Raw genomic sequence first — 21,931 nt, forward strand, 5'->3', positions numbered from 1 at the left:
AATCCGTGGATAAGCTGTTGGCAGCCTGTGGGCCGCCTGTGAATTTGCCTAAAAAACAGGCAAATCGCCGGTAAATCGCGCCAGACCGGCTTCGATACCCACGCGCTCGCGGCGGCCTGTCCCGCACCGCCCACACGCCGTGCAGCCACTACAATACGCACCATGAATGCGACGCCCCCCACCCCCGCTCCGCGCGCCGACGACTGGCGCATCGACCGCGACCGCGCGGTGACGCTGTTCGGCCCGGCCGCCAACGACTGGCCGATCGAAATCGTCGAGGAAACCGGCTCCACCAATGCCGACCTGATGGCGCGCCTGAAAGCGCTGCCCCATCGCACCAACGCGCTCGCGCGTCCGCTCGTGCGCGTGGCGTATCTGCAGACCGCGGGCCGCGGCCGGCGCGGCCGCAGCTGGGTCGCCCAGCCCGGCGACGCGCTGCTGTTCTCGCTCGCCTGCGTGATCCCGCGCCCGATCGAAGGACTCGCGGGATTGAGTCTCGCGGTCGGCTCGGCGCTCGTCGACGGCCTGCGCACGCTGCCCGTGAGCGCGCCCGGCCAGATCGCGCTGAAATGGCCGAACGACGTCCTGCTCGAAGGCGACAAGCTGGTGGGGATTCTGGTGGAAACGGCGTGGAGCACGCCCGACGCGACGGCGGTGGTGATCGGCATCGGCACCAATGTGCGCGGCGCGGACGCACTGGCCGCGAAGGTCGAAGCGCTGAACGCCGACCCCGCCGCGCAGCAAGCCGCGCCCGTGCCCGGCGCCGCGCCCACGGCGCTCTCGCGCGTGTGGCCCGGCGCGAATCTCACCGATGTGCTGGCCGCCGAACTCAATGCGCTCGAAGACGCGCTCGCGCGCTTCGGCGCAAACGGCTTCGCCTCGTTCCAGGCGCGCTGGAACGCGTGCCACGCCTACGCGGGCCGCGAAATCGCGCTCTACGAACAGGGCGCCGAACTGATGCGCGGCATTGCCGTCGGCGTGGACGAGAACGGCCAGTTGCTCGTCGACACCCCGAACGGCCGCGAATCGGTCACGACCGGCGACGTCTCGCTGCGTCTCGCGGGCGGCGGCGCATGAGCCGCGCAGCCGCGCCTTGTCTGCTGATCGACGCCGGAAACAGTCGCATCAAATGGGCCCTCGTGGCCGCCGACGGCACGCGTCTGCACGCGGGCGCGGCAGATCACGCGAATCAGGAAGCGCAGGACACCGCAAAGGACAGCGCGCCGGACGCCCGGCTCGATTTCGCGGATTGGGCGACGCTGCCCGCACCCGGCGGCGCATGGATCTCGAACGTCGCCGGTGAAGCCGTCGCGCGCCGCCTCGACGCCGCGCTCGACGCGCGCTGGCCCGGCCTCGCGCGCACGGTGATCCGCGCGTGCGAGCAGCAAGGCGGCGTGACCAACGGCTACAGCACGCCCAACGCGCTCGGCAGCGACCGCTGGGCCGGCATGATCGGCGCGCACGCGGCCTTTCCCGGCGAGCCGCTGCTGATCGCCACCTTCGGCACCGCGACCACGCTCGAAGCGCTGCGCGCCGACGGCACCTTCGTCGGCGGCCTGATCGCGCCCGGCTGGACGCTGATGATGCGCGCGCTCGGCGAGCACACCGCGCAATTGCCGGTGCTCGACGCGCAGCACGCGCGCGGCCTGATCGACGCGCCGGAGCGCGGCCCGCTTTTCGCCACCGACACGAAACGCTCGATCTCGGCGGGCTGCGCGCTGGCGCAGGCAGGCCTGATCGAGCGCGCGTGGGCCGATTTGCAAGATGCGTGGAAAATGCCGGTCCGGCTGGTGGTGAGCGGCGGCGCGGCGGCCGAAGTGACAGCGGCGCTCAAGGTGCCGCATACTCGCCACGACGCGCTGGTGCTTGCCGGTCTCGCGCTGATCGCGCGGTCGGGCTAAATCCGGGCTAAATCCGGGCTAAATCCGGGCTAAATCCAAGCTAAACACGGCTCAAGCCCGAGCCCAATCGAGGCGCTGCATTGCACGGCGCCCACCTATTCGAACCACGATTTCGACGGAGTTTCACACGATGCTGCGCTGGCTGATCGCCATCCTGATTCTCGCCAACCTGCTCGCCTTCGCGGCGATTCGCGGTCTGTTCGGCCCCACGCCCGCTTCGGGCTCGCTCGAACGTCAGCATCTGAACCGGCAGATCCATCCGGAGGGACTCACGGTGCGGCCGATCAAGCCGTCCGAGTCAGTGGACGTGCCCGTGGTGGGCGGCCCGGTGGCCGATCCGGCCATCCAGGCGTCGACGCTCGCGCAATAAGTCTGGCGCGCGGCGCCGGTCCGCGCGCGTTACCGCATCGCGCAATCGCTCAGGATTGCGCGCGCACCTTCTGCAGGAGCTTGGTGGTCGAGCGATCGTGCTCGAACGCAATCGCCAGCGCCTTGCCGCCCCAGCCGCGCACGAGCGCCGACTCGGGCAGCGCGTCCATATCGTAGTCGCCGCCCTTCACGAGAATGTCGGGACGCACGGCTTCGATCAGCTCGATCGGCGTCTGCTCGCCGAACTGCACCACCCAATCCACGCTTTCGAGCGCCGCCAGCAGCGCCATGCGGTCGTTTTCGTTGTTGATCGGACGATCGTCGCCCTTGCCGAGCCGCTTCACCGAAGCGTCGCTGTTCACGCCGACGATCAGCGTCGCGCCGAGCGCCCTGGCATCGGCGAGATAGGTGACGTGGCCGCGATGGAGAATGTCGAAGACGCCGTTGGTGAAGACCACCGGACCGGGCAACGAGGCGCGCATCTGCGCGAGCGCTTCGCGCGTCGTGATCTTGCGTTCGAAGGAAGCGGGCATCGGATGTGACTCGAAAAAAGTGAACGGATCAGGGAAATGAACAACGTGAAACGGCCCGGACGCGCGAGCGTACCGGGCCGTTTTCTTGATGCGTGGGCGCTTCGGGGCGCGCCGCGAGGCACGCCTGAAAGCGCGCCGGCGTCAGGCCGGCTGCTGCGTGCCCTGCTCGGCCTGCAGGCGCTGCACCACTTCCTTGCGGTAGCGGTTCAGTTCCTGCGCCGTGCTGAACGTGCGTTCGAACAGGATCGACAGGTTGTGCAGAATGCGTTCGATGACCTTCTTTTCCCAGCCGTCGTCGAAGCGGATCTGGTCGTCGAGCCAGCGCTCGAGCCATTCCGGATCGGGCAGGCGCGATTGCACCGTGTCGCGCGGGAACAGCGCCTGGTTCACGTGCAGGTTCGTGGGGTGCAGCGGCTTTTCGGTGCGACGCGCCGACGCCATCAGCACGCCGATCTTCGCGAAGGCCGCGCGCGCGACGTCGCCGCAGTTCACGAGCGCCTTCTTCATGTAGCGCAGGTACGCGCCGCCATGACGCGCTTCGTCGCGCGAAATGGTTTCGTAGATGGCCTTGATGACCGGCTCCGTGTGCCATTCGGCAGCGCGGCGATACCAGTGGTTCAGGCGGATTTCGCCGCAGAAGTGCAGCATGAGCGTTTCGAGCGGCGGCGCCGGATCGAATTCGAAGCGCACGGCGTGCAGTTCTTCTTCGGTCGGCACCATTTCCGGCTTGAAGCGGCGCAGGTATTCCATCAGCACGAGCGAGTGCTTCTGTTCTTCGAAGAACCACACGCTCATGAACGCGGAAAAGTCGCTGTCGTGATGGTTGTCACGCAGGAACATTTCCGTGGCCGGCAGCGCCGACCATTCGGTGATCGCGTTCATCTTGATGGTCGCGGCCTGCTCGTCGGTCAGGAGCGACGCGTCGAATTGGTCCCACGGAATGTCCTTCTCCATGTCCCATCGGACCGATTCGAGCGACTTGTAAAGTTCCGGATAAAGCATCGTGTTCATAGTCCCGCCCCTGTTCTGCGCATGACGACTTGTAGCGTGCCGCCTGCGGCGCGTGCCCTCACGCGGCGTACAGGCGAAAAGCGTTTAATTTTACGCGGTAACCGGCCGTCTGGACGCAATCTCACCGCGGCTAAACAGATTGTTTCCTGTCGAGCGGCAATCCGCGCTGCCGGAGTGAAAGGCGCCGTCGTGGGTTCTGGGTAGTTGCACCGTGCCTCGAACCCGGCTGCCGAAATGTCCGCGGGGCCGCCGGTTCGCGTTGCCCACGCCGCCTGGCCGCCTCGCCCGCGTGTTACGCGGCGGCCCCCGGCGGACCGTCCCAGCGCTGCGACAGAATGACGCAGCGCCGTCTCCCGATGATCGCATCGGAAATCGCGTGGAGGCGCATGCCACAAGGCTCGAAGCCGGCTCAAGGCGGGCTCGCGGCGCTCCGTCGCTCTGACTGGACGGCCAGAAAAACCTTACACCATGATAGCACGCCGATCTTTCAGTTCCGGGACGCCTCCGGGTGCGGCTCGGACGGCGTCGACGCGACACCGGACGGCCGTCCGGACGGCGCGCTCAGCCAGCTCAGAAGCGTGTCGCGCCGGGCGAGCGTGTCGCGGTAGCCGAGATCGATCAGCGCCTGCGTGAACTCGCGCTCGAACAGCAGATAGCTGGCGAACGCCGCACCCGACGCGCGATTGCCGCCCACCGCGCCGAGCAGCATCCGCACGGACAGCGGCAGCCGCTGCAAATGGCGCGCCGCGATCAGCTCGATGCGCTCGCTCGGCCCGATCGCGAGCACCTCGATATGCCGCCAGCCGCTTTCCGGCGCGACCGTGTGCTGCAGTTGCAGGACCATGCGGTTGACGTGCTCGATGCGCTCGATGTCGGCGCCCAGCGCATCGAGAAACACGCTCGCGAGCACCTGCTGGCCGATTTGCGCGAGCGTCGGGTAGACGTCGCTGTCGGCGCGCGCCATCAGCACTTCAGGCGCTTCGGCCACTTCGGGCGCTTCGGGCATGGCTGCGCCGGGCGACGGCGCGCTCGCGCCGATCACGACGATGCGCTCGGCGCCAAAGTGAATCGCGGGCGAGAGCGGCGCGATCTGGCGGATCGAACCGTCGCCGAAATATTCGTGATGACCGTCGAGTTCGAGGCGCACGGCGGGAAACACATACGGAATCGCCGCCGACGCCAGCAGATGCTCGGGCGTGAGCGCCACCATGCGCGCCGTGCGCTGGGCGCGCCGCCAGGCCTGAATCGGCTCGCTCGCCTGATAGAAGGTCAGGTGCCGCCCGGACGAATAGCTGAGCGCTGTCACCGCGAGCGCGTGCAGCAGGCGCTGATCGAGCATCTGCTCGATGCGGTGGAAGTCGAGCGTGGCGGCGAGGAAGTGCGCGAGCGGCGCGTTGTCGAACAGCGTGCGCGGCGTGCGTCGCGCGCCGAGTCCGAAGGTCGCCCAGCCGAACGCGAGCGCCGCGAGCCAGCGGCCGCCCGCCGCCGCGATGCCGGGCCAGTCGGTGCGATAGACCTTGTCGGCGCGCAGATCCGCCCAGAAATCGGCGAGACGGGCGGCACCGAGCGCGAAGTTATCGGCGTGACTCGCGATGGAGGTGGCGTTGATCGCGCCCGCCGAGGTGCCGCAGATCACCGTGAACGGCATCGCGCGGCGCAGCGGATCGGCCTGCGCGGCGAGTTCCGCGAGCGCACGCAGCGCGCCGGCCTGGTAAGCCGCGCGTGCTCCGCCGCCCATCATCACGAGCGCTAGCCGCATGATGCCGACGCTCCCCGTTCCTCATGTTCCGCGCGCACCGCCAGCGCGGCGTGCCGCGCGCCCTCAGCCCTGGTCGGGCTGCGCGGGCGCCTTCTTCGTGCCGCGCGCCGTCGTGCGGCTCGCGCCACCCGTGCTGCCACTGCTGCCGCTACTGCCACTGCTGCCGCTGCTGCGCTTGGCCGACGGCTTCGCGCGCGGCGCGGCCCGCGCGCCGCTTGCGTGCGCATCCGCCGACGATCCCGCGCCGCCCGCGCTTCCCGCAGCTCCCGCCGACGCCGCCGCTTCGGCCGCCGCCTGCGCGGCCTGCGCCGCCGCGGCCGGCTGCGCCATCGCGAACTGCGCAAGCTGGTTGAACTGCGATTGCAGCAGGTTCCACCACGCCGAGGCATCGAAACCCGGCGGCGGCTCGGCGTCGTCCGCGGCATCGGCATCGGATTCGGCGCGCGCGCCCGGCTTCGCTTCGGCCTGACGCGGCGCGGCGTGCTCGGGCTCGGGCGGCGGGCTCATCTGCGCTTGCGCGAACGCGCCGAACGCGCGCAGCGTGGAGAGCGTCGCGCGCTGCACTTCGAGCGCCTGGATCGCCGACTGGAGCATGCTCAGATTGAGCTTGAGCCACTGCTCGACGGCGCGCAGATCGGTGATGCGCTTGTCGAGTTCCTCGATGTTGGTCAGCGGCGTCATCATGTCGGACATCATCGAAAGCGACGGCCCGAGTCCCTGCCCCGCACCCGGCTCGCTGCCGGGAAACGCGCTGCCGAACGGCGTGAGGCGCATCATCCCCCACATGCGGTCGAGCATTTCGGCGGGCGGAAAACCGGGAAAGCCCGGGAACGGCGGAACGGCGCCTGCGGAATCGGTCATGCGGATCTCCCTCGCTTGGATGAATGGACGCGCGCGCGGCGCACGCCCATCGCTACTGTTACGTGCGGCGTGGACAGCAGGTACAACACCTGTCGATCATACCGCGCACGTGAACATCGGTAATGCGCGGACAACACGCCGACACCTTATACGCCGCGCCGCTCGAATGACTCATCAGAACGGATCGCCGCCCGGAAAGTCCGGTGCGCGACGCTCGCGCAGCGACTGCACGCCTTCGCGCACGTCCGGCCCCGAGAAGCCCATGAATTCGAGCGCGAGCGAGGTATCGAAGTTCGGTCCCGCCTGCCGCAGCCAGTTGTTGAGCGCGTACTTGGTCCAGCGCAGCGCGGTCTGCGAGCCATTGGCCAGCCGCTTCGCCACCTCGAACGCTTTCGGCAGCAAGTCGTTTTCGTCGACGGCCAGCGACACGAGCCCGATGCGCTCCGCCTCCTCGCCGCTCACCGGCTCGCAGAGCAGCAGGTAATACTTCGCCTTCGCCATGCCGCACAGCAGCGGCCAGACGATCGCCGCGTGGTCGCCCGCGGCCACGCCCAGCCGCGTATGCCCGTCGATGATGCGCGCGCTTTTCGTGGCGATCGAAATATCGGCGAGCAGCCCCGCGACGAGACCCGCGCCCACGGCCGGCCCGTGCATCGCCGAGACGATCGGCTTGCTGCAATTGATGACGTTGTAGACGAGATCGCGCGCCTCGCGCCAGACACGTGCGCGCACGTCGAAATGCAGCGCCATGTCTTCGACGAGCGCGAGATCGCCGCCGGCCGAAAAGCCCTTGCCCTCGCCGCGAATCACGGCCACGCGCGCGTTCGGATCGCGGTCGACGTCGCGCCAGATTTCGGCGAGTTCGCGATGCATGTTCGCGTCGGCGGTGGCAAGGCCGCTCTTGTTCGTGCCTTCGCCGCTCATCACGATCTCGACGATGCCGTGCGGATGCCGACGCACCTGCAGGGCGTGATAGCGGGCGTAAAAGGTGTCGTTCATGAGGCGCTCCTTGCTGATCCTGCTGATTTATTTCGGATGACCAATTTATTGGACAGCCGCTGCGTACACGCCTCAATGCGGCTGCCAGACCCATTTTCCGTTTTCGATTTCGACCATCACGCGCGCGCGGGCGTCGAGGCCGAGGTGATCGGTCGTGCTCATGTTGACGACGCCGTTGGTCGTCTGCAGACCGCGCGTGGCTTCGATGGCGTCGCGCAACGCATGACGGAACGCGCTCGTGCCGGGCGCCGCCGACTTCAGCGCGACGGGAATCGCGCTGTCGAGCAGCAGTCCCGCGTCCCACGCATAGGCCCCGAACGCCGACACCGATCCCGCGCCGTATCGCGCTTCGTAACGCGCAATGTAGTCGAGCGCGAGACGCCGCTCGGGCCGGTTGTCGGGCAGTTGCGCGGCCACCAGCACCGGACTCGCGGGCAGGAACGTGCCGTTGCAGTCGGCGCCGCACACGCGCAGGAAATCGCGATTGCCGACACCGTGATTGTGATAGACGAGGCCCGTGTAGCCGCGCTCCTTGAGCGCCTTCGGCGGCAGCGCGGCGGGCGTGCCGGCCGCGCCCACCACCACGGCGTCGGGCTTCCCGGCGACGATGCGCAGCGCCTGTCCCGTCACGCTCGCATCGGTGCGATTGAAGCGCTCGTTCGCGACGACGCGAATCCCGCGCGCCTGCGCCGCCTTCGCGACTTCGGCGTAGAACGCGTCGCCGAGTGCGTCGGCCTGCCCGATGTACGCGAGCGTCTTGACGTTGTGCGCGGCGGCGTGTTCGGCGATCGCGCCCGCCATCATCGCGTCGGTCTGCGGCGTCTTGAACATCCAGTGACGCTTGTCGTCGACGGGCTCGATGATCTTCGCCGACGAGGCCAGCGAGATCGTCGGCGTTTCGCCTTGCGCGATCACATCGAGCATCGCCAGCGTGTTGGGCGTGATCGACGAACCGATGATCGCGTCCACGTGTTGCTCGTCGATGAGCTTCTTCGTGTCCTGCACGGCTTGCGTGGTGTCGGACGCGTCGTCGAGCACGATGTACTGCACCTGCTGGCCCGCGATCTGCGTGGGCAGCATCGCGGCGGTATCGCGCGCCGGAATGCCGAGCGACGCGGCCGGCCCCGTCAGCGAAAGCACGAGACCGATCTTGATCTGCGCGAACGCGAGCGAAGGCAACGCGAACAGCGCGAGCAACGAGAGCGGCGGGATAAAAAACGAAAGAGGCGAAACGGCGGACGCCCAGGAAAAGCGGCGGGTGCGAAAGCGCGGCATGGTGTCTCCGGTCGATCGCGCGGCAGCCACGCGGCGGCGCGGATCGCGTGATGTTGGACGAGCGTATTCTGCGTACGGCTTCGATGCGGCTACAGCTTTTCCTGCGTGCTCTACGGATTTGTTCTACGGCGATGTCGCGCTCACCGCGACGGGCGGTGCGCCGTCGTTAGCGCGTGTGCCAGTGTAGCCGCACGCGGCGCGCGCGGCATCCGGCGAAACCCTTTCAGGCGTCCTGCATGCGCCGACGCGCGCTCACTCGCCGCCGAGCGGCGCGACGGCCTGATCGATCGCGCCGAAGATCGACTTGCCCGCGTCGTCGAGCATCTCGATCTTCACGGAATCGCCGAACTTCATAAAGCCCGTGCTCGCCTCGCCGTGCTCGATGGTTTCGAGGCAGCGCTTCTCGGCGATGCAGCAGTAGCCGCGCTTCGCGTCCTTGTTCGAGACCGTGCCCGAACCGACGATCGCGCCAGCGCGCAGATTGCGCGTCTTCGCCGCGTGCGCGATCAGCTGGCCGAAGTGGAACACCATGTCGGTGCCCGCGTCGGGCTGACCGACCTTCTTGTTGTTCCACCAGACCAGCATCGGCAGATGCACGCGGCCTTCGCGCCAGTGCTCGCCGAGTTCGTCGGGCGTGACGAAGACCGGCGAAAACGACGTGGCCGGCTTGCTCTGGAAAAAGCCGAAACCCTTCGCGAGTTCGGCGGGAATCAGGTTGCGCAGCGACACGTCGTTGACCAGCCCGACGAGGCGCACGGCCTTGAGCGCTTCGTCGGCGCCCGCGCCCATCGGCACGTCGCCGGTGATCACCGCCACTTCCGCTTCGAAGTCGATGCCGAAGGCTTCCGAGGCGCACACGATGTCGTCGGTCGGACCGATGAAGTCGTCGCTGCCGCCCTGGTACATGAGCGGATCGGTCCAGAACTCGGGCGGCATCTCCGCGCCGCGCGCGCGCCGCACCAGCTCGACGTGGTTCACGTAAGCCGAGCCGTCTGCCCACTGATAGGCGCGCGGCAGCGGCGCCATGCAGTCGCGGGCGTCGAAGCTGAAGGTGTTGCGGGCGCGGCCCTGGTTGAGCGCTTCGTAGAGGTCGAGCAGTTGCGGCGCGTAGAAGCGCCAGTCGTCGAGCACGCGCTGCAACGTGGGCGCGATCGCATCGGCGATGGCGGCGCTGCGCAGGTCGCGGGAAACGACGATCAGCTGGCCGTCGCGGGTGCCGTCCTTCAGCGTGGCAAGTTTCATGTGGTGAGGCGTGGATGACGATAGAGGAAATGTATTCTACGATGGTGAATCGGCGCGACCCAAGCAGCGCGCAGGTTTGCCTGCCACGTCGCTGACCCGTTGCCTGAATCCGCCGCGCCCCGATCCGCCCCGACGACCGCCTCAAAAACATCGACGCCTTCATGCCGAAGTCCCCCCGCTCCGCGCCCAGCGCCCGCACACTCGCCGCGTCCACGGCCCTCGCCGACACCGATGCCGATCTCGACGACGTCAACGAAAGCGCGGAACACGGCGAAGGCGGCGAGGAAAAACTGCGCTCGGGCATCCAGTCGATCGAAGTGGGTTTCCGCCTGCTCGAGGTGCTGACGAACGAGCCGCGCGCGATGATGCTGCGCGACCTCGCGCAACGCGCGGGCATGAGCCCGGCGAAGGCGCATCGCTATCTCGTGAGCTTTCTGCGCCTTGGCGTGGTCGCGCAGGATCCGCTGTCCGGGCGCTACGAACTCGGCGGTTTCGCGCTGCAACTCGGTCTTGCGCGGCTCGCGCGCGTGGACGGCGTGAAGCTCGCGCGCCTCGCGCTGGCCGAACTGCGCGACGCGCTCGACATCACCGTGGGCATCGCCGTGTGGGGCAACCAGGGGCCGACCGTCGTGCACTGGCTGGAATCGACGCATCCGGCCAAGGCGTCGCTCAAGCTCGGCGACGTCATGCCGATGCTCAGCTCCGCGACCGGCCTGCTGTTCGCCGCCTACCTGCCGCGCAGCAAGACCGCGCCGATGATCGAGCGCGAACTGGGCAGCGCGCAGCACTTCTCGTACGGCTCCACGCCGCGCACGGCCGACGAACTCGAACGCGCGCTCGCTGACGTGCGCGAGCACGGCGCGGCGCGCGTGGAAGGCATGCTGCTGCCGACCATCCACGCGTTCTGCACGCCGGTGTTCGACGCGAGCGGCGAACTGGCGCTCGGGCTGATCGCGCTCGGCCACGAAGGGGCGTTCGATATCGGCTGGAACGGCGCGGTGGATACGGCGCTGCGCGCATGCGCCGACAAGCTGTCGTACGAATTGGGGTACAGCCCCGCGGAACGCTGACGAAGCGACGAAGCGACGAAGCGACGAAGCGACGAAGCAGCGAAGCGACGAAGCGACGAAGCGGCGAAGCGGCGAAGCGGCGAAGCGGCGAAGCGGCGAAGCGGCGAAGCGGCGAAGCGGCGAAGCGGCGGCGGACGGTACGCGGCGTGCGCCGGGGTTGGGCTTTTGCGTTGCTTCTGCGTTGCTTCTGCGTTGCTTCTGCGTTGCTTCTGCGTTGCTTCTGCGTTGCTTCTGCGTCGTTTCGCGAGCCCGCGCGCGCCTTTTTGCAGCGCGTGGGTGCGACATGTCACAGTAACGCCTGCGACACACGCCCATCCAGCCGCACCTGTACCCCGACGCCCCGACGACGCCAAGCCCCGCCGATGTCCACCTCCGCCACCGACAACCGCCGCAACCCCGCCCGAGCGCGCCCCTGGCGCTGGGTGGCCGTGTTCGTCGCGGTGACGGCGCTGCATTGGCTCGCCGCCGAGTGGTTCGAGCGGCATCACGGCGCGCCGCCCTCGGCCGCGAAGGTGCATGTGCCCGTGCAGGTGCGTCTGCTCAAGACCGAGCGCATCGAGCAGCAGGCGCGCCCCGCCGGCGCGGCGCAGACGCCGGCGCCGAAGCCCGCCAGACCGGCCCCGGTCAAGCGCGCGCCCGCGCCGCCGCACACGCTACAGGCCGTCGCGCCGCCGCAGCCTCATCCGCACCCCAACGTCGCCGCCGCGCCCGAGACGCCGGCATCGAGCGCGGATGCGGCATCGGACGCTTCGGCGGCATCGGACGCATCGGCCGCCAGCGCCGCGACCGGCGCGAGCGGCACCGCCGCGGCCAAGGGCGGCGGCAACGGCAACAACCCGTCTGCACAAGCCGCCCAGGCCTCGCACGGCCTCAAGTTTTCGGTACCGCCGTCGGGCGAATTGCAGTACGACACGTTTTATAACGGCGTGCGCAATCAGCCCGGCACGATCCACTGGAAGAGCGACGGCCAGCACTACGAGATGGTCGTCGAAGTACCGCTGCCTTTCGTCGGCACCTTCAGCTGGACCAGCAAGGGTCACGTCGATCCGTTCGGCCTCGCGCCCGATCAGTACATCGAGAAACGCGGCCGCCGTCCCGCCGACGTCACCGTGTTCAATCGCGACCAGAAGCAGATCGTTTTTACGCGGACGCCGAATTCGCTCGCGCTGCCCGACGGCGCGCAGGACCGCTTCAGCATGGTCATGCAACTCGCGAGTTTGGTGCGCGGCGATCCGGAGACGTACAAGCCCGGCGTCACGCGCGAGTTCTATGTCGCCGACAACGACAGCGGCGAGAGCTGGCCCATCACCACCATCGGCGACGAAACGGTGAGCACCGATCACGGCTACGTGACCGCGCGTCATTTCATGCGCCTGCCGCGCCATGACGGCGACAAACGCCGCATCGACGTCTGGCTCGCGCCCGCGCTCGGCTGGCTGCCCGTGCGCATCATGCAGACGGAGCCGAACGGCAACGAATTCGAACTGGTCTGGCGCGGCGCGCTGGTGCCGCCTGGCGGCGGCAGCGCAAGCAACGCTGCGCCGGATGCCACGCAGAATGCAGCGCCGGACGCAGCGTCGAATGTTGCGCCGAATGCAGTGCCGACGAATGCCTCGCCGAATGCAGCGCCCTCCACGCCGTCGACCGATATGACGAATGCGCCGCCGGCCACGCCGGCCACGCCGGATGCCTCGTCCGCAGCCGCCCCCACGGCAGGCGGCAGCGAGAACAGCAACGCCGCGCCAACCGATGCGCCAGCGGTCGCGCAGCCCTCGGCGACGCCGGAATCTTCATCGCCTGCAACGCCCTCGCTGCCGCCCGCCGACGCTCCGCTTCATCCCTGAAACGCCATTGCGCGCGTCAGCGCACACTGGGTCGCAAAGAAGTCGCGCGCACGCCGCAAAAGCCGCCCATCTTTCCGCACGGTTTTGGGAAATAGCGCATACTGGAATCGACAAAGCGACCCGCTTTGGCCACGCGCGCAGACGGCTATGCACCGTCTGCCGCTTACGCGGCGCTGCGCCCGGCACCAGCCTTCGAGCGCCCCGCGAAGTCACGCAGAACGACTGCAAGGCGAGCAACAGAAAGGACTGAAGAAACGGCTCGAGGGAGGCCGTGTCGTACGCAACACGGAATACAGCGTCACGCACAACCGTTGCACATAACGGCAAGAGACTCACGAACGTCCGCGATGCATCACGGATAGCGCCATGAACGCCGGTCGGCATCATCGCGCGCCGCTTTCAGGCGCGCCGCTTGCGACAACCGTGCGTTCGGGCAGTACCGCGCAATCAGCCTGACTCCCAACCCACTACGGTGAAGGAGGAACGCATGCAAGCGACTGTCAACGGCATCGATACGCGCTACGTCTTCGAAGACCGCAGCGGGGGCCCGGCGCTGACGTTCATTCACCAGCTGGGTGGCGATCTCACGGTGTGGGATGCGCTTGCGGGACACTTCCGCCATCGTCATCGCGTGCTGCGCTACGACGTGCGCGGCCATGGCGGCAGCGCGGTCGCGCACGAGGCTTTCGGCATGCGCGAACTCGCCGCCGATCTCGCCGCGCTGCTCGACGACCGCGACATTCGCGCGACGCATCTCGTGGGCATGTCGATGGGCGGCATGATCGCGCAACAGTTCGCACTCGATTACGCGGAGCGCGTGCTCTCACTCACGCTTTGCGACACCGCGAGCCGCACCGCGCCCGAAGCGCGCGAGAGCTGGAACGAGCGCGCCGCGCTCGTACGACGCGAAGGTCTCGCCGCGCTCGCCGACGTGACGATGGCGCGCTGGTTCACGGCGGATTTCCGCCGGACGCATCGCGATACGGTCGCGCAAGTCTGCGACGTGTTGTTACGCACGCCTGCTGAAGGTTATGCACGCGCCTGCGAGGCGCTACGCGACTTCGACGTGCACGAGCGGCTCGCGCGGCTGCGCGTGCCCACGCTCGCCGTCGCGGGGCGTCACGACAGCGGCACGCCGCCCGCACACACCGAAGCACTCGCGCGGGCCATCGCGGGCGCACGCTACGAATTGCTCGACGCCGCGCATCTGGCCCCGGTAGAGGAGTCGCAAGGATTCGCGGCCTTGCTTGAAACGTTTCTTCGCCAGCAGGTCTAAGAAGTTGCACCCGGTAGCATCACGAAGCAAAGACTGAAACAGACGGAACCCCGAGGGAGAGCAGTCGAAAACAAGAGGTGCAGTGGGACCCACCCCTTGAATTCCAGAACGAACGCTCCATGTATCAACTCAAGCAGTGAGGGAGCACAGGAAAAAGGAGTGTCGCCATGCAGATGATCTACAACAGTCCGAATTATTGCGTTGTCGAGTTTCCGCCGCAGGACGGCCATGTCGCCATGCGCTCGGGCGGGTACGAGATCGTCGACAAGAACTCGCGTCGCGAGATCTTCATCGACGGCGCAATGGCCGCGCGTTTTCGCGAAGACGTACAGAAGTTGATGGAGGAAGACCAGTCGCTCGACGAGGTTGACGAATTCCTCGGACAGTTCGACAGTCTGATGCAGCAACCCGTGGTGCTCCACTGACCCTCTGAGCGCATCGCCGCGAACCGGCGACGCGCAGCGGCGGCACCCCGCCCGGAAAACCCCGCCTGGCCTCGCGGTCGCGCGGGGTTTTCTTTGTCCGGCGGGTTTGCTTCGTCCGCGCGACGCGCCAGTTCTCACGCCTCGCCGCTGCGCGCCCGCGCGCCCTCGCCCCCCAGCCCGCTGCGGGCCTTGCGCGCCAGCGCGGCGCCCCGGCTGCGGCTACAATAACGGGTTTCCCCGTCCAACCGGCTCCACGCCCGCTCGCGACCCATGAACCAGCCTGCCGACACCGTTTCGCGTCCCGCCGCGAACACTTCCGCGCCCACCCGCTACACGCGCGGCGCCGCGCTGCCCGCGCTGCTCGCTTCGCGCATCCTGATTCTCGACGGCGCGATGGGCACGATGATCCAGCGCTACAAGCTCGACGAAGCCGCTTATCGCGGCGAGCGCTTCAAGGACTATCCGCGCGACATCAAGGGCAATAACGAACTGCTCTCGCTCACGCAGCCGCAGATCATCCGCGAGATTCACGACCAGTATCTCGCCGCGGGCGCGGACATCATCGAAACCAACACGTTCGGCGCGACCACGGTGGCGCAGGACGACTACGGCATGGGCGAACTCGCCATCGAGATGAACGTGGAGTCGGCGAAACTCGCGCGCGCCGCGTGCGACCAGTACTCGACGCCCGACAAGCCGCGCTTCGTCGCGGGCGCGATCGGACCGACGCCGAAGACCGCGAGCATCTCGCCCGACGTCAACGATCCGGGCGCGCGCAACGTGACTTTCGAGGAACTGCGCCGCGCGTACTACGAGCAGGCCAAGGCGCTGCTGGACGGCGGCTGCGATCTGTTCCTCGTCGAGACGATCTTCGACACGCTCAACGCCAAGGCCGCGCTGTTCGCGCTCGACCAGCTGTTCGAGGACACCGGCGAGAACCTGCCGATCATGATCTCGGGCACCGTCACCGACGCCTCGGGCCGCATTCTCTCGGGTCAAACCGTCGAGGCGTTCTGGAATTCGCTGCGTCACGCGAAGCCGCTCACGTTCGGCCTGAACTGCGCGCTCGGCGCGGCGCTGATGCGCCCGTATATCGCCGAACTCGCGAAGCTGTGCGACACCTACGTGTCGTGCTACCCGAACGCGGGCCTGCCGAACCCGATGAGCGACACCGGCTTCGACGAACTGCCCGCCGACACCTCGGGGCTCCTGAAGGAGTTCGCCACGGCCGGTCTCGTGAACGTCGCCGGCGGCTGCTGCGGCACCACGCCCGAACACATCGCGGCCATCGCGAAGGCGCTCGCAGAGATCAAGCCGCGCCGCTGGCCGGGCCAGTATCGCGACGTCGAATAAGACGCGCCGACACGCCCCGCTACCCTTAAACGACACACCGACGAACCCTGACGACCCGGTCCCCCGCCATGACTGACCATACCCTGCGACTCTCCGGCCTCGAACCGTTCAACGTGACGGACGGCACGCTGTTCATCAACGTGGGCGAGCGCACCAACGTGACCGGCTCGAAGGCGTTCGCGCGCATGATTCTCAACGGCCAGTTCGACGAGGCGCTCGCAGTCGCGCGCCAGCAGGTCGAAAACGGCGCGCAGATCATCGACGTCAACATGGACGAGGCGATGCTCGATTCGAAAGCGGCGATGGTGCGCTTCATGAATCTGATCGCCTCCGAGCCCGACATCGCGCGCGTGCCGATCATGATCGATTCGTCGAAGTGGGACGTGATCGAAGCGGGCCTGCAATGCGTGCAGGGCAAGGCCATCGTCAACTCGATCTCGCTCAAGGAAGGCAAGCAGCCGTTCATCCATCACGCGAAGCTGATCCGCCGTTACGGCGCGGCGGCCGTGGTGATGGCGTTCGACGAAACCGGCCAGGCCGACACGTATCAGCGCAAGATCGAGATCTGCCAGCGCTCGTACGACGTGCTCGTGAACGAAGTCGGCTTCCTGCCCGAAGACATCATCTTCGACCCGAACATCTTCGCGGTCGCCACGGGCATCGAGGAACACAACAACTACGCGGTGGACTTCATCGAAGCCACGCGCTGGATCAAGCGGAACCTGCCGCACGCGAAGATCAGCGGCGGCGTCTCGAACGTGTCGTTCTCGTTCCGCGGCAACGACCCGGTGCGCGAGGCGATCCACACCGTGTTCCTCTACCACGCCATCCAGGCGGGCATGGACATGGGCATCGTGAACGCGGGCCAGCTCGGCGTGTATGCCGATCTCGACGCCGAACTGCGCGAGCGCGTCGAAGACGTGGTGCTCAATCGCCGCGACGACGCCACCGACCGTCTGCTCGAAATCGCCGACAAGTTCAAGACCGGCGCGGCGAAGAAGGAAGAGAACCTGGAGTGGCGCAATCAGGACGTCGAGAAGCGTCTTGCGCATGCGCTCGTGCACGGCATCACGAACTTCATCGTCGAAGATACCGAGGAAGCGCGCCAGGAGATCATGGGCGGCGGCGGCCGTCCGATCAACGTGATCGAAGGCCCGCTGATGGACGGCATGAACATCGTCGGCGACCTGTTCGGTCAGGGCAAGATGTTCCTGCCGCAAGTGGTGAAGTCGGCGCGCGTGATGAAGCAGGCCGTCGCGCACCTGATTCCGTTCATCGAGGAAGAAAAGCGTCTGCTCGCCGAATCGGGCGCGGACGTGCGCGCGAAGGGCAAGATCGTCATCGCGACCGTGAAGGGCGACGTGCACGACATCGGCAAGAACATCGTGTCGGTCGTGCTCCAGTGCAACAACTTCGAAGTGGTCAACATGGGCGTGATGGTCCCGTGCAACGAGATTCTCGCGAAGGCGAAGGTCGAGGGCGCGGACATCATCGGTCTGTCCGGCCTCATCACGCCGTCGCTCGAAGAGATGGCCTACGTCGCGAGCGAAATGCAGCGCGACGACTATTTCCGCGTGAAGAAGATTCCGCTGCTGATCGGCGGCGCGACCACCTCGCGCGTGCACACGGCCGTGAAGATCGCGCCGCACTACGAAGGCCCGGTCGTGTACGTGCCGGACGCGTCGCGCTCGGTGTCGGTGGCGTCGAGCCTGCTGTCCGACGAAGGCGCGGCGAAGTACATCGACGAACTCAAGACCGATTACGACCGCGTTCGCGAGCAGCACGCCAACAAGAAGGCGCAGCCGATGGTCACGCTCGAAGCCGCGCGCGCCAACAAGACGAAGATCGACTGGACCGGCTTCGAACCCGTGAAGCCGAAGTTCATCGGCCGCCGCGTGTTCAAGAACTACGACCTGAACGAGCTGGCGCAGTACATCGACTGGGGCCCGTTCTTCCAGACCTGGGATCTGGCCGGTCCGTATCCGCAGATCCTCAACGACGAGATCGTCGGCGAGTCGGCGCGCAAGGTGTTCTCCGACGCCAGGTCGATGCTCTCGCGCCTGATCCAGGGCCGCTGGCTGCAGGCGAACGGCGTGATCTCGCTCTTGCCCGCGAACACCGTCAACGACGACGACATCGAGATCTACACCGACGACTCGCGCACGGAAGTCGCGATGACGTGGCGCAATCTGCGCCAGCAGTCGGTGCGTCCGGTGGTGGACGGCGTGATGCGCCCGAACCGCTGTCTCGCCGACTTCATCGCGCCGAAGGACTCGGGCAAGGCCGACTACATCGGCATGTTCGCGGTCACGGCGGGCATTGGCGTGGACGTGAAGGAAGCGCAGTTCGAGAAGGATCACGACGACTACAGCGCGATCATGCTCAAGGCGCTCGCCGACCGTTTCGCGGAAGCGTTCGCCGAGGCGATGCACGCACGCGTGCGCCGCGACCTGTGGGGCTATGCGTCGGGCGAGACGCTCGACAACGACGCGCTGATCGCCGAGAAATACGCGGGCATCCGTCCGGCGCCGGGCTATCCGGCTTGCCCGGATCACCTCGTCAAGCGCGACATGTTCGACGTGCTGCAGGCCAACGAGATCGGCATGAGCGTGACCGAATCGCTGGCGATGCTGCCGGCGGCGAGCGTCTCGGGCTTCTATCTCGCGCATCCGGACAGCACGTATTTCTCCGTCGGCAAGATCGGCCAGGACCAGCTCGCGGACTTCGGCCGCCGCATGGCGCTTTCCGAAGAGGACGCACGCCGCGCGCTCGCGCCGCTGCTCTGAGGGTGAGTCGGCGATTGCGGCGAGTCGCGGCGGGTCGCGGCGGATCGCTGTGACCCGGCCCGCGCGCCGCGGCTGTCCAGCCCCGGACGCGTCCGTTGCAGCCAGCCGACATATGCCATTCGATAGACTGAATATTACGCGCGCGTCATTTTTCGGCTTTGTAAGATGGCAGCGCTTCACCCTTGGCCAAACGCGGCGGCGCGCATCGTCCGGCGCCGCGCCGGCTCGATCATCAGCAAGTCCTTAAAAAAATCGCCTTTGGAGAATCGTATGAAGAAGCTGATGTTGATGTTGACCGCCTTCGGCGTCGCGGCGCTCGCGCAGCCGTCGTTCGCCCAGCCGGCCGCGCCTCACGAGTCGAGCGCGGTGTCGTCGTATTCGGCGCCCACCGAAAAGCACGTGAAGAAGCCGAAGAAAAAGAAGGTCAAGAAAGGTGCGGCCTCGGCCGCCGAAGCCGCGCCGGCAGCGGCCAGCGAGTAAGCGGCGTCACGCGCCGCCAGCGCTTGAAAAAGCAAAGAGCCCGCATCGAGCGGGCTCTTTCTTTTTTGCAGTTCACCGTGCGACTCACACCCAGCGCGCGACGTCGTCGGCTTCGAAACTCAGCACGCTCGACGTTCGCGGCCGTCCGCGCAAGGGCGCGTCAGATGCCCCACACGATGTCGTTGTCTTCTTTCTTCGCCGCGCGCAGCATGTCGAGGAACGGGAACGCGCGCTGGGCGAGGCCCGGCGGCAGTTCGTGATGCTCGTAGCCGTCTTCGCCTTCGTGGAAATGGCCTTCGTGTTCGGCGCGATCCTTCTTGTCGGTGGCGATGGCCGCTTCGAGCTTGCCGATGGCCGTGTCGAGTTCCTCGTGCGTGATCACGCCGCGCTCGCCGAGCCGCTTGCCGATGATGCCGAGGAGGTATTGCGCGAGATTTTCCAGCATCGTCACGTCAGGCGACGCGTGGCATTTGAATGTAACCAGCATGTCTGTTCCCTTTATGATTTTTGATGTCCGCTTGACCTGGGCTGGACGCCGTTGCCGGCGCCCGCTGTAACTGGCGCCCCGCAACCGGAGATGCGCCAGCGGAAAAGCGAAACTGGCGAGCCCGGGTGTGCCGGGCTTCTCATTTCACATATTAGCACCTGCTAAAATCCGTCTGGACGGAATTACCCGCAGGGCGCGGCCCTGTCCGGCCAGCCGGTACGCCACAGCCAGCGCGCGACGCGCGCGCCTGACGCGACAGCCGCCGGACAGGCGGCCAACCGGCCAGAACGTGGCGGGTTAGCTGCCCCGATCGCTGGCCTGAAAGCTGACAAAGGCCGGCGGCGGTGCCCCGCCCTCACCCGAATTCGACGGCAAGCGCCGGCCTTCGCGCTTCATGCGGGCCGGCCCCGCACCCAACTACCCGCACAGGACCTGCAACAAGCATGCTGCCCGCACAGAAACACACCCTGGAGACTCTGCTCGCCGACGCCGTCGCCCAGGTGGCGAAGGCCACCGAGGGCGCGACCGAAGCCGCATTCGTCGTGCCCACGATCGCGCTCGAGCGTCCGAAGGTCGCCGCACACGGCGACGTCGCCTGCAACGTCGCGATGCAGCTCGCCAAGCCGCTGCGCGCCAATCCGCGCGCGCTGGCCCAGCAGATCGTCGACGCCGTGAAGGCGCTGCCCGCCGCCGCCGGTCTGATCGCCGACGCCGAAGTGGCCGGTCCCGGCTTCATCAACCTGCGCCTGACCGTCGACGCCAAGCGCGCCGTGCTCGGCGCCGTGTTCGCCGAAGGCGCCGCGTTCGGCCGCTCGCAGCGCGAAGCCGGCAAGCGCGTGCTGGTCGAGTTCGTCTCGGCCAATCCCACCGGTCCGCTGCACGTCGGCCACGGCCGTCAGGCCGCGCTCGGCGACGCCATCTCGAACGTGCTCGGCTCGCAGGGCTACGACGTGCACCGCGAGTTCTACTACAACGACGCGGGCGTGCAGATCGGCAATCTCGCCGTCTCCACCCAGGCGCGCGCGCGCGGCCTGAAGCCGGGCGACGCGGGCTGGCCCGAAGCCGCCTACAACGGCGAATACATCGCCGAGATCGCACGCGACTACCTCGCGGGCGAAACCGTCGCGGCCAAGGACGGCGAGCCCGTCACCGGCGCGAAGGATCCGGAAGACCTCGAAGCGATCCGCCGCTTCGCCGTCGCCTACCTGCGCCACGAGCAGGATCTCGACCTGCAGGCGTTCGGCGTGAAGTTCGACCGCTACTACCTCGAAACGTCGCTCTACACCGAAGGCCGCGTCGAGAAGACCGTCGAGTCGCTGATCGCCTCGGGCCAGACCTACGAGCAGGACGGCGCGCTGTGGCTCAAGACGACCGACTACGGCGACGACAAGGACCGCGTGATGCGCAAGTCCGACGGCACCTACACGTACTTCCTGCCGGACGTCGCATACCACGTCACCAAGTGGGAACGCGGCTTCACCAAGGTCATCAACGTCCAGGGCTCGGACCACCACGGCACCATCGCGCGCGTGCGCGCGGGCCTGCAGGCGCTCGGCATCGGCATTCCGACGGGCTATCCCGACTACGTGCTGCACAAGATGGTCACCGTCATGCGCGACGGCCAGGAAGTGAAGATCTCCAAGCGCGCGGGCAGCTACGTGACCGTGCGCGACCTGATCGAATGGTCGGGCGGCGCCGATGTGGACCGCGCGGGCAGCGACGTCGCGCCGGATCAGCTCGACGAAGCGACCATCCGCCGCGGCCGCGACGCCGTGCGCTTCTTCCTCATCTCGCGCAAGGCCGACACGGAATTCGTGTTCGACATCGACCTCGCGCTGAAGGAAAACGACGAAAACCCGGTGTATTACGTGCAATACGCGCACGCACGCATCTCGTCGATTCTCGGCGACTGGCAGGGCAAGTTCGGCGGCAAGCTCGACGCACTGCCGCAGATCGACCTCGCGCCGCTGTCGAGCGAACGCGCGCTCGCGCTCATCGCCAAGCTCGCCGAATATCCGGACATGCTCACGCATGCGGCCGGCGAACTCGCGCCGCACGCGGTCGCGTTCTATCTGCGCGAACTCGCGGCTGAATTCCACTCGTTCTACAATGCCGAACGCGTTCTCGTCGACGACGCGGCCGAGCGCGATGCGCGCGTCGCGCTGCTCGCGGCCACGCGCCAGGTGCTCGCGAACGGTCTCGCGATGATCGGCGTGTCGGCGCCCGAGCGCATGTAACGCAACTGACGCATGCGTCGCGC

19 protein-coding genes are annotated in these 21,931 nt (G+C 67.3%); 11 read left to right on the forward strand and 8 right to left on the reverse strand.

What is annotated here, in order from left to right:
• Positions 1 to 162 precede the first annotated feature (162 nt).
• From SB764_RS13145 to SB764_RS13155, 3 genes are all read left to right on the forward strand, one after another.
• A complete protein-coding gene (locus SB764_RS13145) occupies positions 163 to 1,077 on the forward strand; it encodes a biotin--[acetyl-CoA-carboxylase] ligase (protein ID WP_065062066.1) in 915 nt (304 codons plus the stop codon).
• The gene (locus tag SB764_RS13150; RefSeq protein WP_321869057.1) at positions 1,074 to 1,901 is read left to right on the forward strand and encodes a type III pantothenate kinase; all 828 of its coding nucleotides are present in this window, start codon (positions 1,074 to 1,076) and stop codon (positions 1,899 to 1,901) included. The genes SB764_RS13145 and SB764_RS13150 overlap by 4 nt, the downstream gene beginning before the upstream one ends.
• Before the next feature lie 130 nt (positions 1,902 to 2,031).
• Complete coding sequence (locus tag SB764_RS13155; RefSeq protein WP_065062062.1) at positions 2,032 to 2,271, forward strand: hypothetical protein; 240 nt, start codon at positions 2,032 to 2,034, stop codon at positions 2,269 to 2,271.
• A gap of 49 nt (positions 2,272 to 2,320) precedes the next feature.
• Here SB764_RS13155 and rfaE2 read toward each other — a convergent pair whose 3' ends face one another.
• The 7 genes from rfaE2 to SB764_RS13190 form a co-directional block, all read right to left on the reverse strand.
• Positions 2,321 to 2,803 (reverse strand): D-glycero-beta-D-manno-heptose 1-phosphate adenylyltransferase, encoded by a 483-nt coding sequence (rfaE2, locus tag SB764_RS13160; RefSeq protein ID WP_065062060.1) that lies wholly within the window; start codon positions 2,801 to 2,803, stop codon positions 2,321 to 2,323.
• Between the two features lie 141 nt (positions 2,804 to 2,944).
• Positions 2,945 to 3,814, reverse strand: coding sequence for an acyl-ACP desaturase (locus tag SB764_RS13165; protein WP_065062058.1), 870 nt, complete (start codon positions 3,812 to 3,814; stop codon positions 2,945 to 2,947).
• 487 nt (positions 3,815 to 4,301) lie between these two features.
• Positions 4,302 to 5,573, reverse strand: coding sequence for a patatin-like phospholipase family protein (locus tag SB764_RS13170; RefSeq protein WP_410863748.1), 1,272 nt, complete (start codon positions 5,571 to 5,573; stop codon positions 4,302 to 4,304).
• A gap of 63 nt (positions 5,574 to 5,636) precedes the next feature.
• A complete protein-coding gene (locus SB764_RS13175; protein ID WP_410863750.1) occupies positions 5,637 to 6,434 on the reverse strand; it encodes a PhaM family polyhydroxyalkanoate granule multifunctional regulatory protein in 798 nt (265 codons plus the stop codon).
• Between the two features lie 174 nt (positions 6,435 to 6,608).
• A complete protein-coding gene (locus tag SB764_RS13180) occupies positions 6,609 to 7,433 on the reverse strand; it encodes an enoyl-CoA hydratase/isomerase family protein (RefSeq protein WP_410863752.1) in 825 nt (274 codons plus the stop codon).
• A gap of 72 nt (positions 7,434 to 7,505) precedes the next feature.
• On the reverse strand, positions 7,506 to 8,708 hold the full coding sequence (locus SB764_RS13185) for an ABC transporter substrate-binding protein (RefSeq protein ID WP_082992086.1): 1,203 nt from the start codon (positions 8,706 to 8,708) through the stop codon (positions 7,506 to 7,508).
• 252 nt (positions 8,709 to 8,960) lie between these two features.
• On the reverse strand, positions 8,961 to 9,950 hold the full coding sequence (locus SB764_RS13190) for a fumarylacetoacetate hydrolase family protein (protein ID WP_065062051.1): 990 nt from the start codon (positions 9,948 to 9,950) through the stop codon (positions 8,961 to 8,963).
• A 161-nt stretch (positions 9,951 to 10,111) separates the two neighbouring features.
• Here SB764_RS13190 and SB764_RS13195 point away from each other — a divergent pair, with 161 nt between their 5' ends.
• The 7 genes from SB764_RS13195 (at position 10,112) to SB764_RS13225 (ending at position 19,184) form a co-directional block, all read left to right on the forward strand.
• On the forward strand, positions 10,112 to 11,020 hold the full coding sequence (locus tag SB764_RS13195; RefSeq protein ID WP_065062049.1) for an IclR family transcriptional regulator: 909 nt from the start codon (positions 10,112 to 10,114) through the stop codon (positions 11,018 to 11,020).
• A gap of 362 nt (positions 11,021 to 11,382) precedes the next feature.
• Positions 11,383 to 12,864, forward strand: a complete 1,482-nt coding sequence (locus SB764_RS13200) for a DUF3108 domain-containing protein (protein WP_410863754.1) — start codon at positions 11,383 to 11,385, stop codon at positions 12,862 to 12,864.
• A 487-nt stretch (positions 12,865 to 13,351) separates the two neighbouring features.
• Entirely contained in the window at positions 13,352 to 14,140 is a 789-nt protein-coding gene (gene pcaD, locus SB764_RS13205) for a 3-oxoadipate enol-lactonase (RefSeq protein WP_074981421.1), read from the forward strand.
• A gap of 167 nt (positions 14,141 to 14,307) precedes the next feature.
• Entirely contained in the window at positions 14,308 to 14,565 is a 258-nt protein-coding gene (locus SB764_RS13210; protein ID WP_065062046.1) for a DUF3567 domain-containing protein, read from the forward strand.
• Positions 14,566 to 14,835: 270 nt separating this feature from the next.
• Positions 14,836 to 15,918: a homocysteine S-methyltransferase family protein gene (locus SB764_RS13215; RefSeq protein ID WP_321903978.1), complete on the forward strand. Its 1,083-nt coding sequence runs from the start codon at positions 14,836 to 14,838 to the stop codon at positions 15,916 to 15,918.
• 47 nt (positions 15,919 to 15,965) lie between these two features.
• On the forward strand, positions 15,966 to 18,704 hold the full coding sequence (gene metH / locus SB764_RS13220) for a methionine synthase (protein WP_410863894.1): 2,739 nt from the start codon (positions 15,966 to 15,968) through the stop codon (positions 18,702 to 18,704).
• A gap of 270 nt (positions 18,705 to 18,974) precedes the next feature.
• Entirely contained in the window at positions 18,975 to 19,184 is a 210-nt protein-coding gene (locus tag SB764_RS13225) for an acid-shock protein (RefSeq protein WP_065062043.1), read from the forward strand.
• 160 nt (positions 19,185 to 19,344) lie between these two features.
• Here the strand turns inward: SB764_RS13225 and SB764_RS13230 are convergent, their stop codons facing one another.
• The gene (locus SB764_RS13230; RefSeq protein WP_065062041.1) at positions 19,345 to 19,671 is read right to left on the reverse strand and encodes a DUF1840 domain-containing protein; all 327 of its coding nucleotides are present in this window, start codon (positions 19,669 to 19,671) and stop codon (positions 19,345 to 19,347) included.
• Between the two features lie 443 nt (positions 19,672 to 20,114).
• Here SB764_RS13230 and argS point away from each other — a divergent pair, with 443 nt between their 5' ends.
• Positions 20,115 to 21,908, forward strand: a complete 1,794-nt coding sequence (argS, locus tag SB764_RS13235; protein ID WP_065062040.1) for an arginine--tRNA ligase — start codon at positions 20,115 to 20,117, stop codon at positions 21,906 to 21,908.
• The last annotated feature ends 23 nt before the right edge of the window (positions 21,909 to 21,931 follow it).

Origin of the sequence: Paraburkholderia sp. SIMBA_027, from assembly GCF_046535315.1 — a bacterium.
Classification (GTDB): domain Bacteria; phylum Pseudomonadota; class Gammaproteobacteria; order Burkholderiales; family Burkholderiaceae; genus Paraburkholderia; species Paraburkholderia tropica.

What these genes read in the sequence shown, in the direction of transcription:
- SB764_RS13145 (WP_065062066.1), top strand. Translation starts at nt 163, where the DNA reads ATGAATGCGACGCCCCCCACCCCCGCTCCGCGCGCCGACGACTGGCGC.
- SB764_RS13150 (WP_321869057.1), top strand. Translation starts at nt 1,074, where the DNA reads ATGAGCCGCGCAGCCGCGCCTTGTCTGCTGATCGACGCCGGAAACAGT.
- SB764_RS13155 (WP_065062062.1), top strand. Translation starts at nt 2,032, where the DNA reads ATGCTGCGCTGGCTGATCGCCATCCTGATTCTCGCCAACCTGCTCGCC.
- rfaE2 (WP_065062060.1), bottom strand. Translation starts at nt 2,803, where the DNA reads ATGCCCGCTTCCTTCGAACGCAAGATCACGACGCGCGAAGCGCTCGCG.
- SB764_RS13165 (WP_065062058.1), bottom strand. Translation starts at nt 3,814, where the DNA reads ATGAACACGATGCTTTATCCGGAACTTTACAAGTCGCTCGAATCGGTC.
- SB764_RS13170 (WP_410863748.1), bottom strand. Translation starts at nt 5,573, where the DNA reads ATGCGGCTAGCGCTCGTGATGATGGGCGGCGGAGCACGCGCGGCTTAC.
- SB764_RS13175 (WP_410863750.1), bottom strand. Translation starts at nt 6,434, where the DNA reads ATGACCGATTCCGCAGGCGCCGTTCCGCCGTTCCCGGGCTTTCCCGGT.
- SB764_RS13180 (WP_410863752.1), bottom strand. Translation starts at nt 7,433, where the DNA reads ATGAACGACACCTTTTACGCCCGCTATCACGCCCTGCAGGTGCGTCGG.
- SB764_RS13185 (WP_082992086.1), bottom strand. Translation starts at nt 8,708, where the DNA reads ATGCCGCGCTTTCGCACCCGCCGCTTTTCCTGGGCGTCCGCCGTTTCG.
- SB764_RS13190 (WP_065062051.1), bottom strand. Translation starts at nt 9,950, where the DNA reads ATGAAACTTGCCACGCTGAAGGACGGCACCCGCGACGGCCAGCTGATC.
- SB764_RS13195 (WP_065062049.1), top strand. Translation starts at nt 10,112, where the DNA reads ATGCCGAAGTCCCCCCGCTCCGCGCCCAGCGCCCGCACACTCGCCGCG.
- SB764_RS13200 (WP_410863754.1), top strand. Translation starts at nt 11,383, where the DNA reads ATGTCCACCTCCGCCACCGACAACCGCCGCAACCCCGCCCGAGCGCGC.
- pcaD (WP_074981421.1), top strand. Translation starts at nt 13,352, where the DNA reads ATGCAAGCGACTGTCAACGGCATCGATACGCGCTACGTCTTCGAAGAC.
- SB764_RS13210 (WP_065062046.1), top strand. Translation starts at nt 14,308, where the DNA reads ATGCAGATGATCTACAACAGTCCGAATTATTGCGTTGTCGAGTTTCCG.
- SB764_RS13215 (WP_321903978.1), top strand. Translation starts at nt 14,836, where the DNA reads ATGAACCAGCCTGCCGACACCGTTTCGCGTCCCGCCGCGAACACTTCC.
- SB764_RS13225 (WP_065062043.1), top strand. Translation starts at nt 18,975, where the DNA reads ATGAAGAAGCTGATGTTGATGTTGACCGCCTTCGGCGTCGCGGCGCTC.
- SB764_RS13230 (WP_065062041.1), bottom strand. Translation starts at nt 19,671, where the DNA reads ATGCTGGTTACATTCAAATGCCACGCGTCGCCTGACGTGACGATGCTG.
- argS (WP_065062040.1), top strand. Translation starts at nt 20,115, where the DNA reads ATGCTGCCCGCACAGAAACACACCCTGGAGACTCTGCTCGCCGACGCC.